This window comes from Streptomyces sp. NPDC058284, from assembly GCF_042881135.1.
Lineage (GTDB): Bacteria > Actinomycetota > Actinomycetes > Streptomycetales > Streptomycetaceae > Streptomyces.
In genome coordinates, this window is the sequence record NZ_JBHVYE010000014.1 from 139995 (window position 1) to 152267 (window position 12273).

The 12273-nt window shown below is 68.4% G+C and carries 12 protein-coding genes; 5 read left to right on the top strand and 7 right to left on the bottom strand.

Going from position 1 to position 12273, the window contains the following annotated elements; all coding sequences use genetic code 11:
• Nucleotides 1-4 precede the first annotated feature (4 nt).
• Nucleotides 5-847 (top strand): IS5 family transposase, encoded by an 843-nt coding sequence (locus ACFVYR_RS20775; protein WP_384251071.1) that lies wholly within the window; start codon nt 5-7, stop codon nt 845-847.
• 345 nt (nt 848-1192) lie between these two features.
• Here the strand turns inward: ACFVYR_RS20775 and ACFVYR_RS20780 are convergent, their stop codons facing one another.
• From ACFVYR_RS20780 to ACFVYR_RS20810, 7 genes are all read right to left on the bottom strand, one after another.
• A complete protein-coding gene (locus ACFVYR_RS20780; protein ID WP_384251073.1) occupies nt 1193-2008 on the bottom strand; it encodes an SAM-dependent methyltransferase in 816 nt (271 codons plus the stop codon).
• Nucleotides 2009-2198: 190 nt separating this feature from the next.
• Nucleotides 2199-2651, bottom strand: a complete 453-nt coding sequence (locus ACFVYR_RS20785) for a hypothetical protein (protein WP_384251075.1) — start codon at nt 2649-2651, stop codon at nt 2199-2201.
• Nucleotides 2648-3736: a helix-turn-helix domain-containing protein gene (locus tag ACFVYR_RS20790; RefSeq protein WP_384251078.1), complete on the bottom strand. Its 1089-nt coding sequence runs from the start codon at nt 3734-3736 to the stop codon at nt 2648-2650. Before ACFVYR_RS20790 ends, ACFVYR_RS20785 begins: the two co-directional genes overlap by 4 nt.
• A gap of 138 nt (nt 3737-3874) precedes the next feature.
• The gene (locus ACFVYR_RS20795; RefSeq protein ID WP_384251080.1) at nt 3875-4009 is read right to left on the bottom strand and encodes a hypothetical protein; all 135 of its coding nucleotides are present in this window, start codon (nt 4007-4009) and stop codon (nt 3875-3877) included.
• Between the two features lie 1254 nt (nt 4010-5263).
• Nucleotides 5264-5596 (bottom strand): hypothetical protein, encoded by a 333-nt coding sequence (locus ACFVYR_RS20800; protein ID WP_384251082.1) that lies wholly within the window; start codon nt 5594-5596, stop codon nt 5264-5266.
• On the bottom strand, nt 5554-6036 hold the full coding sequence (locus tag ACFVYR_RS20805; protein ID WP_384251084.1) for a GNAT family N-acetyltransferase: 483 nt from the start codon (nt 6034-6036) through the stop codon (nt 5554-5556). Before ACFVYR_RS20805 ends, ACFVYR_RS20800 begins: the two co-directional genes overlap by 43 nt.
• 170 nt (nt 6037-6206) lie before the next feature.
• Nucleotides 6207-7082: an IS5 family transposase gene (locus ACFVYR_RS20810; RefSeq protein WP_384251087.1), complete on the bottom strand. Its 876-nt coding sequence runs from the start codon at nt 7080-7082 to the stop codon at nt 6207-6209.
• Nucleotides 7083-7308: 226 nt separating this feature from the next.
• Here ACFVYR_RS20810 and ACFVYR_RS20815 point away from each other — a divergent pair, with 226 nt between their 5' ends.
• The 4 genes from ACFVYR_RS20815 (at nt 7309) to ACFVYR_RS20830 (ending at nt 12246) form a co-directional block, all read left to right on the top strand.
• Complete coding sequence (locus ACFVYR_RS20815; protein ID WP_384251089.1) at nt 7309-9435, top strand: hypothetical protein; 2127 nt, start codon at nt 7309-7311, stop codon at nt 9433-9435.
• Nucleotides 9435-10160: a helix-turn-helix domain containing protein gene (locus ACFVYR_RS20820; protein ID WP_384251092.1), complete on the top strand. Its 726-nt coding sequence runs from the start codon at nt 9435-9437 to the stop codon at nt 10158-10160. The genes ACFVYR_RS20815 and ACFVYR_RS20820 overlap by 1 nt, the downstream gene beginning before the upstream one ends.
• Before the next feature lie 368 nt (nt 10161-10528).
• Nucleotides 10529-11173 (top strand): hypothetical protein, encoded by a 645-nt coding sequence (locus ACFVYR_RS20825; RefSeq protein WP_384251094.1) that lies wholly within the window; start codon nt 10529-10531, stop codon nt 11171-11173.
• Nucleotides 11174-11193: 20 nt separating this feature from the next.
• Nucleotides 11194-12246: a hypothetical protein gene (locus ACFVYR_RS20830; protein ID WP_389612228.1), complete on the top strand. Its 1053-nt coding sequence runs from the start codon at nt 11194-11196 to the stop codon at nt 12244-12246.
• Nucleotides 12247-12273 lie beyond the last annotated feature (27 nt).

The window sequence follows — 12273 nt, forward strand, 5'->3', positions numbered from 1 at the left end:
TCACGTGCCCGTCCTGCCCGCATCCATAACCGACCCGTTGTGGGAGCAGTTCCAAGCCCTCCTGCCCAATCGGGCAGTGGCCGCTCATCCATTGGGCTGCCACCGCCCCCGCATCCCCGACCGGGTCGTGTTCGACAAGCTCCTGGCCCGCCTCGTGCTCGGAGGCACCTATCAGCAACACGCCGACCACACCTGCTCGGCAACCACGATGAGGGCCCGGCGGGATGAGTGGATCGCCCACAGTCTCTTCGAGCGGCTCCACCAGCTGGCGCTGGAGGCATACGACGAGGCCATCGGCCTCGACCTTGAGAACCTCGTTGTGGACGGGTGCATCGTGAAAGCCCCTGGCGGTGGCCAGAACACCGGACGCAGCCCGGTGGACCGAGGCAAGAGCGGTCTGAAGCGTTCGGTACTGGTCGACGGTGAGGGCTTGCCGTTGGGGTGGGTCCTGGCTGGCGCGAACCGCAACGACTCGCCGCTGTTGCGCCCCACTCTGGAGACCCTGCACCTGTTCGGATTCCGTCTGCCCCCGGCGATCACGGTGCACCTGGACGCCGGCTACGACTCACAGCCCACCCGGGCGCTGCTGGAAGAGCTGGGCTGCGCTGGGCGGATCACCCCGAAGGGGCAGTTCGCCCCGATCAACCACACCCACAGGTGGGTGATCGAGCGGACCAACTCCTGGCACAACCGGGGGTTCAAGGCGTTAGCGATCGTGACCGACCGGCTCGCGGTGGTGCAGAACGCATGGGTGGCGTTGGCCAGCGCGGTCATCGTGATCCGCAGGCTGCTACGCCGGGCCTGGACGGCCTACCGGTGGGATGCCCGCCCGGCCCGACGACCCTGACCTATCCGCGCGATCTCTTAGCCGCTGGCCTTTCACCTGTGGGCCAACACGCCATAGCAGGGCCAGCCTGCGCAGCCGCGTCGCGCCGCAGCAAGAGCAGGCAACGATGCAGGCCGGCAGCTGGTGTGGCACTGCCGGCAGCAGACCTCGGCGCTGCCTCGCCGCACGCGCGGGGCAGCCACGCACCCCCGCCGTCCATGAGCGTGGGACAGCTGCCCAGGCACAGGGATGGATCGAGCGGGTTGATGACGTGGGCCGCGCCCCGCTCGAGATCGTGGCCCTCCTCGGCGAAGGCTCCGGCGATGGTCAGCTGCCGGTGATCCTGAGGGTGTTGCAGCTCTGGTTCTAGAGTTGGGCGACCCCTCCCCACTCCATCCAGTCCTCCGGGCGCTGGTCTGGGGGAGGGGGCGGGGTGTCGGGGCGCCAGTCGACCACGTCGGTCAGCCCGGGCGGCAAGATCTGCATGCCGGTGAAGAACGCCTCGACCTCGCGCTGTTCGCGGACCCGGCCCCAGTTGCCGCCCGTGCTCTGCGCCATGAGGTCGGTTACCCCCTGGCGTACCGCCGGATTGTCGCTGACGAGTTGGCACATGACCATGAAGCTGCCCTTGGGTAGCTTGTCGGCGACCCTGCCCACCAGTTGTGCGGGTTCCTGTTCGCCGGGCAGGCAGTGCAGGACCGACACGAACAGGGCTGCCACCGGTTCGTCGAGGTGGATGAGCCGCTGGACCTCGGGATGCCCGAAGATCTCCTCCGTCTCGCGCATGTCGGCGCTGATGACGGCGGTGTTGCCGTTCTCTTCCAGGGTGGTGCGACCGTGCGCGAGGACGATGGGGTCGTTGTCGATGTAGACGACGCGGCAGCCGGGATCGATGTGCTGGGCGACCTGGTGCACGTTGTCCTGGGTGGGCAGCCCGGAGCCGTGGTCAAGGAACTGGCGCACCCCGTAGTCCTTGGCGAGGATGCGCACGACTCTGCGCAAAAAGGCCCGGTTGTTGAGGGCCAGCGCCTTGCTGGAGGGGGCGATCTCGAGTAGCTGGGCGCACGCATCGCGGTCGGAGGCGTAATTCTCCACTCCGCCCAGCAGCCAGTCGTACATGCGGGCAACACTGGGCGTATGGGCATCAATAGCGTGAGAAATCGGCTTCTCCCCGTGGACCATCCGCTCCCCTGGTTCTCTGCCGAGACTCGTCCGTTAGGTGGACTGACCATGCTAGAGAGCTGGTTTGGCGGGGACTAGTCCACGATCGGGCGATCTGGGGAGGGCGGGAGGGAAACTCCCGCCGGGGGAGAGAAACGAGCGCCCGCGCAACTGTGCAGGCCCTCTCGTGCGCCGCTGGAGAACCTGGGCGCTAGGGGCGGGGGGATGCGGCTTGGCGCAACAGGGCCCGGACCAACTGTGTGTCCAGGCCCATAAGGTCGGCCGCTGTGGAGATGGGAAGTTGCAGGTGACGGTGCAGCAGCACTGCGTCGTCCTGGCGCTGCTGCAGGCACCGGTGATCCGTGTCATCGGGGCGGCGCGGGCAGCGGCCGGTGCGGACGTCCAGGGCCTGGCACAGCACGTGCCAGGCCAGGGCCGCCGGGCAGGGGTGGCGCAGCATCTCGGCCCAGCGCACGGCGAGTTCAGCAAAGGCCGCCTCCACGACCTGCACCGCCATCGCACGGTTTCCGGTGCGGGCTTCGGTATAGCGGAGGTAGGCGGTGCGGTGCATCTGGCGGAAGGCCAGTTGGTCCAGTGGCAGGTCTCTGTCCGTGTCGCGCGCCGCCCGTGCGGGGGCCGGGTCCGGCGGCGCGGTCCGGTTCACGACGGCCTCTGCGTATCGTGCGCCGTGTCGTTGTCCGGTATGGGCGAGGGCATGCCCGCAGCGGGGAAGATGTCGTGCGAGACCAGCACGGCGTAGTGGACGTCCTCCCACAGTGGCCGGATCACGGCGGGATCGGCGGTCAGACGGCCCACGAGCAGTGCCGTGGTGGGCCAGTCGGGAATCAGATCACCGTCCAGGACCGCAGCGGCCAGCTGAGCCGGCAGGGTGGTTCCGGCACACAGCCCCTCCAGATCGGGACAGGCTGCAGCCAGGTACATCCCCCGCAGGGCCGCGTGCAGTCGGCCCGCTGCCGCCGTCACCGACTGACGTGAGGGATGCCGGATCCCCTTCGCGTCCTCCCAGAGGATCCTCAGTTCCGCCGGATCGCCGCCGAAGATCGTGGCCAGCATGTGCGCCACCGGCCACACGGGTGTGCGTTCACCGGCCAGGACCCGTGAGATGTAGGAGGACGACAGATCCGCCTGCCGCGCGGCCTCACTGATGGAAACCTGGCTCCGACGCTGCAGAAACGACAGGGCCGTTCCCAGGGCCCGGGCGGGCAGTAACGCACGGGGCGCCGCTCCAGGCCCGTCAGGCGTCAACTCCTGGTCGGGCACCGGGCGCTGGCGTCCGACCCGCTCGTGCCCCTGTTCTCGGGCGCGCCGTGACAGCAAGCGGCGCACCTTTGTCTCGCTCCAGTGCGAACTGGCAGCCTGCACGCCCACGCCCGCGGCCTGGGCCACCTCCTCCCAGCCCAGGCCCGAGCGGCGGGCGTCATGGACCGCCGCCGCGACGTAGCAGGCCACCTCGCGCTCCACGAGCGCGGCGCACTCCAGCAGCACCGGCAAGGAGGAGCGGTCGGCTTCCGCCGCGGCGAGCCGGGCCGTGAGCGCCTGCAGATCGCTGGCGATCTGCTGGGCCCACGGGCACAGCGCCGGCGGCAGGGGAACATCATGTCCGTCGCGCTGCCGCTGCGCTCGACGGCGGCAGGCGGCATCACAGTAGTCCCGGCGCCGTCCGGGGCCGGTCCGCTGCCGGAAGCGGCACCCGCAGAACCCGCAGCGGGCATAAAGGGGCGGTGGCATAGCTGAATCTCTCTCCCGCGTACCTGTCATGACGGTGCAGGGAGCACAAATCCCTGGGGACCTGTGCTCCCTGTGACATGGGTCGGCTGTGATCCGGGCCGAAGGCAGACAGCCTCCGGCGCCAGCTCACTCAGCCGTTCAGCTGCGGCGAACCCGCAGGTAGCGCAGCCCTGAACGCCGCGCGGCCACCATCACCACACCCGAGACCAGGCCAGCGCTGGTGGCCGGAATCGCTTCGGTAGTCATCACCCACACGAGCACCACCATGGTCATGACGAGACTCATGCACAGCCTGACATCCCAGACACACAGTGCGGTGGTTTCTGGTACCGCAGAACGCGGAATGCTAATTTCACGGGACGTCGAGGGCACTGTGAAGACGCCTCGGCTCTTTGAGTTGAACATTGATCCTCTTTTGTTTGGCTCGAACCGGCCCCGGGTTGCCCCCCGGGGCCGCCTGCATGTCCGGGCCAAGAAATGTGGGCCCTGCAGGCGGAAGAGAACGTACAGCCGTCATCCCGGCGTTCGCTACCGAAGTTGAAGTACCTGCAAAGCGCTGCGTCATGCAAAAGCCCTGGCCTCATTTCTGCCCGGCGAGGCATCCCGGAGCCGGCGACCTCCGGTCAATCAAGAACCGGTGCACATCCCGCAGAACACACAGCGGCGCTGATCGTTTTTCTCCAATTAAGCGAAAAGAACGGTCAGATCAGGGCTTTGTGTCCCTCGTGATGGTGATCTGTGGATACGCGCAGTCGGCTTGAGAGCGGTGCGACCCTTCACCCTAAAGAAGTAGATTAGAAGACCGGCGGAGCCTCTGATTCCGCAACGCTGCACGCGCAGATGCAAAACCAAAAGAGGTTGCAGAAGTAAATTGCTGCAATCTGCCGCGATTCGGCCCCAGGCCGATACGGGACGAGACGCTCTGGCGGCCCTTAAGCGGCACCCGCCCAACTCGGACGAACAGGTCAGCCCTTTGGTTCCGTTCGATCCCCCTTCTGCAGGGCCCCGCCGCATCACCAAATCCGCACGGCCCGCACACAGCCCGCTGCATCACGCCCGGGAGCGCCACGTCGGCGTCCATGGGCAACACGCCCTGCTTGCCCCCCCCCGGGCCGCGGTCCCCGTCTGCCTGCCGGTGCCCGCAAGGAGGGCTCCATCGATCGGCCGGCCCCATGGGGCAACAGTCCGTGGTGATGCCGCACATAGGGCAGGCGCCGCGGGCGAGAGACCGGACGTCAACCGACGGGACCGGGTAACCCCATGGAGTGGATGGGTCCATTCGAGCTGGTCACGTGGACCTTGCCGTCGGCAGGATGACGGAGCGCACTGTGCGGTACCCGCAGCTCGACCGGCACACGAGCCCCTGCCCGTGCACACCTGTCACCACCGTGCCGCCCAAGCCGGATACGTCGGCTTGCCCGCAGCACCGCACCGCGCTTTAGAGATGATCTCAATTGGCGTTGTGCGACGGAAGTGGCCGCCATGCTGGGGCCACTGGATGAGTCCGGTGGCCCCAGCCGGATGTGGTCAGCGAAGGTCGTTCAGGCGGCTGCTGATCTGTTCGTGGAGTTCGTGCGGCAGGTGGATGGCCCAGCGGTCGGCGGCCTCGGCGGCCAGGTCGCGGCTCCAGCGCCAGCTGTTGCGTGCCGCGGTGTGCACGTCCTGGTCATGGGCGGTAGCCGTGGTGGAGGCGTAGCGATGGCGGTCAGTGTCGGGCAGGTCCTGTTCGAGCGCGCGGCTAGGGCCTGTTCCGGAAGTGGGCCTGTAGAGCTGACTGCCGACCCGAGCGGGCGCCCGAGGGCGCCGCCCGGGAGGTGTCAGAGTTGACGGAAGTAGACCGTGAGTGGGTGGGGAGTGCACCCGAGCGCCTCGTAGAGGGCGCGAGGCGGTGCGTGGAACTGGTCTCCTCCGGTGCCGATCTCGACGACCTCGGCACCGAAGGCCCGCATCTGGTCGAAGGCGTGCTCGCACAGTGCCGTGCCCACATGGTGACGACGGTGCTGGGCGGAGACGGCGAGGATCGTGACCTCACCTTTCTTGCGGGCCGGGTTGACGCTCCACGCCACGTAGCCCGCGATGGCGTCTTCCGCTTCGGCGACGGCGACGTGCGTGTGCCGTTCGGGGGCGTGTAGTTTGGCGACCTGTTTGCGGTAGTCGTCGCGCCAGTTGCCGTGCTGAACAGCGAAGACGGTCTCGCCCATCAAGGGGCGGAAGGATTCCTCGTAGAACGGCCGGAACGTGTCGATGGTCAGTTCGGTGAGTGGTGCCAGATCGTGCTGGGTGAATGCGCGGATGAGCACGGAAGTGTGCCTCTCAGGCTGAGGGCTTGATACCCGGGCGGAACACGGACGTCGTTCGGCCTGCTCCCTGCCACAGATTTGGCGGTGAGACGGGCTCCTCAGCGACGTGTACGCCGGGCGTCAAAACACTCCATGGCCCGCATCGTAGGGCCTGGCGTGCACTCCCTCGATCACAGCCACTCTTTGATGGCTGCGATGAGGACGGTCGCCTCGTAGCGGACCGCCAGCTTGTCGTATCTCGTGGCAACGGCGCGGTGCCTCTTGAGGCGATTGATTCCGCACTCGACCGCGTGGCGATCGCGGTAGTCGAGCGGGTCGAACTTCGGCGGCCGGCCGCCGTGGGAGCCGAGCTGTTTGCGGTGACGCGCCTGGTCAAGCTTGTCCGGGATGATGCAGCGGATACCTCGTCTACGCAGGTAGGCGCGGTTCTTGCGGGAGGCGTACGCCTTGTCAGCACGCACGCGATCGGGGCGGATCCGTGGCCGCCCCGCCCCGACGCGAGGCACGCGAACTTTCTCCAGCACGGCCTCGAACTGCGGTGAGTCGCCACGCTGCCCGGCCGTCACCACGATCGATAGAGGCTTCTGGCCCTGCTCGACAGCCAAGTGCAGCTTGGTGGTGAACCCGCCGCGCGAGCGTCCCAGCCCGTGATCACGGGGCTCGGTAAAGACACCATCGGGTGGTTCCTTTTGCAGGTAGCCCCGTTTTCGGGCCCCGGCTGCATGCTGATGAGCGCGGCACACCGTGGAGTCGACACTCAGGTCCCACACGATCGCGCCCTTCGCATCGGCCAGGGACTGGAGCCGGGTGAGGAGCCGGTGCCAGGTGCCGTTCCGCTGCCACCGGCGGAACAAGTCGTAGACCCGGCCCCACGGCCCGTACTCGACGGGCACGTCCCGCCACGGAACACCGGTCCTGACCCGAAACCGTATGCCGTCGATCAACTGTCGCCGCGGCCAGACGGGCGGCCGCCCCGCCTTCGTCCCTGTCGGCAACAACGGCGCCAACACAGCCCACTGCTCATCCGTGAGATCTCCCCGCCCCATGAACCACGATCATTCACAGGTCAAGATCCACTTTCGATACACGGCCTAGCCGGCCACGTCACCGACCTGACCACCCCGATCAAGGAACTGACGGCAACCGCGACTGCCGACCGAGAGATCGCCGAACTGCTCCTGGGGACCCGCCTCCTCTCCCACTCCGGTGGGGCGATCGCCTACGTCACCACCCAAACCGCCGATTGAACCCAAGGCCCTGCAAGGGATCGTGATGGACGCACAGAGCTACACCGCCGCGCTCGCCGAACTGCGCACCGTGCGGGATGAGATCAAGAAGGCGCAGGCCGCACTGGCCAAGCTGGAAGCGGTGCGGGACAAGCAGATCACAGCGCTGGGCAGGTATGAGAAGGCGAAGGCGGAGCGGATCGCGCCCGCGGCCGGACTGAGCCTGGCCGAAGTTGTCACCCGGGCGCCCGCGCTGGCGCCCGACAGCCTCACCGTCGCCACCGACCCGGCACCCGGAACACCAGCGGCCACACCGGACCCCGCAGGCCAGCCCGCCGAACACACGCACACAGCGCCCCAATCTGCCGCTCCGGCCGAGGGCGCCCCGGCGCCCGCCATGCACCCCGCATCCCAGCCTGCCAGCCCACCGGCGACCGCCGTGCCCCCGCAGTCTTCCGCCCCGCCGCCCGCCGCCCTGGACGCACCGCGCACACTGCCCTCCATCCCCGAAGGCACTGCGGGGGACGGCTGGGTCACCCACACCAAGAACCTGGCCTCCACCCGCCCCAACTTCACCCAGCAGGCCCGCTCCACCGTCTTCCTCGACACCGACACCGCCATCCTGGTCCACCGCGACCAGACCCACCGCCTCGAGCTGGGATCCTGCTCGGCCGCCGAGATCCTCACCGCCGTCTTTAACGCGGTGCCCGCCGGGGCGGAGCGCATCTACATCACCGGCGGCGACCCCTGGCACCGCGACGTCGAGCGCTACCCCTACCTGCGCGACGCGGTCGCGGCCTGGCTTAACGCCCCCACGCCGGGCTGGCGCACCGACACCGGCCGCGGCAAAGACCGCATGGCCGGACACTTCGTCCACCCCCGCCACCCTGTCGCCCGCTACCAGCGCGAGAACGCCGAACAGCACGTCGAGATCCGCTCGATGGGAGAGTGGTTCGACCTGCAGGGCGACGAACCGGCCGTGGCCCGCGACGCGTTCGTCCTGCTCTGGCAGGCACTGCGCCGCCACTTCGACGACGCCGTCGTCATGGGCTCGCCCTCCCAGACCGGCCGAGACCTGTGGACGCGCACCATCCCCGCCCGCGGCCAGCACGCAGAGGGCTACCCCGTCCTCTCCGAGGAACTGCGCGGCCTCCTGCACGCCACCGCCGGCCAGGGCCGCACCGAACTGATCACCCCGCCCCGCGTGCCCGAACAGCTGCCCCAACTCGTGGAGTACGACCGCACCTTCGCCTACGCCAAGCACACCTGGAAGTCCCCGGTCGGCACCCCCCGGCGCATCACCGCTCAGACCTTCGCCTCCTGGTCCCACAAAGAGCAGACCAAGGCCCTGTACAGCTGCGGCCACTGGCAGGTGCGGGTCACCGTCCCCGACACCTGGAGCCACGTCGGGATCCTGCCCGCCGCCGCCCCCGGCGATCGCGCCTGGTACTACCCCAGCACGCCGGGGGCCACGTTCACGACCTGGGCGGGCGGACCCGAAATCCATACCGCCCTGTCCAACCCCATCCAGCCGTGGAAGATCGAAATCCTCGACGGCATCCTCTGGGACGACGGCAAACCCCTGGACGACTGGGCCAAAAAACTCAAAGAAGCCTGGACCAACCTCACCACCCAGGCCCACTTCCACACCGACCCGTCACAGGCCCGCGCCGCCCACCTCGCCTCCCGCGCCGTGCGCGCCATCCTCCTGTACGGGATCGGATCTTTTGCGCAGCGCCCCCGCATGGTCACCGGTACCACCCCCCGCACCCTGGAGCGCGAGGTGCCCCCGGATGCCGAAATCATCGGCTTCGACGACGAGCAGATCACCTGGCAGAAGCCCACCGGGTTTGCCCGCGACCCCAACGCCCACCCCGAATGGGCTGCTGCCATCTGGTCCGGGGCCCGCGCCGCCCTGCTCAGCCAGCGCCACCGCGAACAGGACACCTACGCCGGAGCGCTGCACACACCGCCCGGCAGTGTCGTCGCCTTCCGCACGGATGCCCTCTATCTCACCGGCGCCCACGACTGGCCTTACCAGCACCAGCCCGGCGACTACCTTCTGAAGGGGCACCTCACCGGCCCCCTGCCCGCACCCACCAGCGAAGAACAGCTCCTGGCCCTGCGCGATGCCGGACGCGCCGCCCTCACCCAGACCACCACGGGGACCTGATGCCATCGAGCAACCGCCGCCGCCCCGGCGCCCGCCCGGCGCCGGAGCTCAACGAGGCCGCCCAACTCACCGACCAGCTCCGGGGGATCGGCTACACCAAACGTGACATCGCTCGCATCATCAACCGCGATGCCTCCCTGGTCTCCCAGTTCTACACAAAACACAAAGGCGCCGCCTTCGTCCCCGCCCTGCGCCACGTCCTGGCCGCCGCCACCACCGGCGGCATCACCGAGGTGTCCGAACTCGCGGCTCTGGCCGCCCCTCACGTCACCCGCCGCACCACCGCCTCCGGCGCCCGCGCCCGGGTACGTGCCAAAGCCGTCCTGATCACCCCCACCGGCACCGGCACCGGCCGCGTCGCCGCCCAGGCCATCGCCTCCGGCTCCACCCGACTGCGCCCCCTGATCGCCGAAGCCGCCCGCCAGAACCTGCGCCTGGCCTTCACCGTCCGCCTCGCCAAGACCGGATTCGGGCACCCCTCCGGCAGCCGCACCGACTCACCCGGCATCCGCCGCGACGTCATCCAACGGGCCGACCACACCGAGGAACGCTCCTACGGATCGGCCACCACCGGCGGCTTCGACGCCACCGATTTCGCCCGGCGGGTGGATGCATCGGGCGGCGATGTCACCGCAGCCGTACACCAGTGGCTCGTGGAGAGCGGCCGCATCCACTCGGGCGCCCACATCACCCACCTTGAAGTGCGCACCTGGCGTCCACGCTGAGCTCCGTCGGCGCGCCGAGTCCTGTACTGCCCCGCATCGTGGGCTTCATGGGGTGGCAGTACGCGGGGCCCCTGTGCCACGCCCAGAATTGGCCAACTCGCCGCGCGAGTTGCAGGGGCGCTGAGTGGCGTGTGTGGGGTGTCGCACGGCCTGCTCCTCGTCCTCACCGGCATGCCCTGGTGAGACGTTCGCATTTGGAATGCTGTCGCCCTGTTCGCAGCGTGATGCCTGGGTTGCGCGCCTTGGTTGCGCAGGATCTCAGCCACACCGTGGACCCGGCCCCGTGCCAGGGAAACCCCTCGTGAAAACATCTGCACCGTAGGTAGCGTGTACAGCTCAGAATCCCCATAGCTCCTAGGAGTGCAGACGTGACTCGCCGTTTCCTGTCCGTTGCGGTCGCCATCACCGCAAGTACCGCGCTGCTGCTGACCGGCTGCAGCTCGGGCGGCGGTGACGACGACGCGCCCGACAAGATCAAGGGCGCCGGGGCAGACACGGACAGTTCAGCGTCCGCCGGCCCATCGGCGAAGCCGGGCGGAGCCAAGCGACCGGACATCACGCTGCCTAAGTCCTTCCAAGTCACCTTCGAGGGCTGGACGAACAGCGATCCGAAGCTGCAGGCCATCCTGGACGACGGCAAGGAGCGACTCCGTGCCTCCTACGCCGCGATCATCAACAAGGACCCGCAGGACGACGCCTTCACCTTCTACAGCGAGAGCGACGCGCTGCGGACCGGCACCGAGTGGGTCAAGGGGTTCACGGACAAGAACCTCGTCCTGATCGGCAAGGGCCGGGTCTTCCAGCCGCAGCCCCGCATCAGCCCGGACGGTTCCGGCACGCTCTTCTATTGCGTGGACGAGGGCAAGGGATCGACCAAGGACACCCAGACCGGCAAGGTCACCGCCACCCCCGCCGACGACGCCCTCGTGCTCTACCGCACCAAGTTGCGCAAGACCAAGGAAGGCGTCTGGAAGACCACGATGGTCCAGACGGAGCGCGGAGCCTGCAAGTGAGGAAGCTGCTCCCTCGCGCGGTGACGCTCACCGCAGCGTCCCTGGTGGTCACGCTGCTCACCCCCTCGGCCGCCTTCGCCTGGGGAACGGACCCGGGAGAGGGCGCCAAACCGCCCGCCGAGGACAGCGCCAAGGGCACGGCCAGCGGACCGGAACTGGGGGCCGAGGTCACCCGCACCCGCATCGTCGTCACACAGTCCGGCGGTGGCACGGCCAAGCCCTCGGCCGGCGGACTGACCGCTGTCGACCCGAACTGGAAACCCCCGGCCTGCTGGTACGAACCGCTCGCCACACCGCAGCAGCTCAAGGACGCGACGGAGAAGATGAAGAAGGGTGACCTGTTCTCCGTGAACTTCGGTCGCCGCTGGGGCAAGGACCTCCTCGTCGACGCGTTCGACAAGGGCGAGGCCACCTTCACCGACACCCCGACCAAGAACTACAACGTGGGCAAGAAGGGCATGTTCTGGCGCGCGGTGGCCCGCGAGGACCGCGCGAACGACCCCGAAATCCTGGACTGCTCGAAGAACTTGTTCTGGCAGAAGGCCGGCACCGTCCCCGACGACCCGAACGCTCCCACTCCCGCAGTACTCGCGGCCTACGCCTACGACAAGATCCGCGTCCCGGACACCAAAGTCGAGCTCAAGCCGCAGGGCAAGTCGACGGTGAACCTGCCCACCTGGGTGTGGCTGGACAAGGCCGTCTTCAAAGACGTCACGGTACGGGCCTCGCTGCCCCACACCGACCTGTACGCGGTGACGACCGCGAAACCGGTGGCCCTGCACCTGGACCCGGGTACCGGTGACGCGAGGACCTTCCCTGCCTCCGGCGACTGCCCGGTCAACGAGGACGGCTCCATCGGCACTCCCTACACCAAGGGCGCCGCCCAGCAGGACCCGCCGTGCGGCCTCGCCTACCTCCGCGCCACTAGGGACGAGCCGTACCAGCTGAAGGCCTCCGTCACCTGGGAGATCTCCTGGAAGGGAACCGGAGAGGCCCAGGGGAAGCTGCCCAACGGCACCTTCGAGACCACCCAGGACATCAACGTCCAGGAAATCCAGTCCATCAACCGCTGAGCGGTTATTCACCGCAGGCGCCCTGAC

Bases quoted from the DNA above. Each gene is read 5' to 3' on its own strand.
- ACFVYR_RS20780 (WP_384251073.1), bottom strand. From the start codon at position 2,008: ATGGTCCACGGGGAGAAGCCGATTTCTCACGCTATTGATGCCCATACG.
- ACFVYR_RS20790 (WP_384251078.1), bottom strand. From the start codon at position 3,736: ATGCCACCGCCCCTTTATGCCCGCTGCGGGTTCTGCGGGTGCCGCTTC.
- ACFVYR_RS20795 (WP_384251080.1), bottom strand. From the start codon at position 4,009: ATGACCATGGTGGTGCTCGTGTGGGTGATGACTACCGAAGCGATTCCG.
- ACFVYR_RS20810 (WP_384251087.1), bottom strand. From the start codon at position 7,082: ATGGGGCGGGGAGATCTCACGGATGAGCAGTGGGCTGTGTTGGCGCCG.
- ACFVYR_RS20815 (WP_384251089.1), top strand. From the start codon at position 7,309: ATGGACGCACAGAGCTACACCGCCGCGCTCGCCGAACTGCGCACCGTG.
- ACFVYR_RS20820 (WP_384251092.1), top strand. From the start codon at position 9,435: ATGCCATCGAGCAACCGCCGCCGCCCCGGCGCCCGCCCGGCGCCGGAG.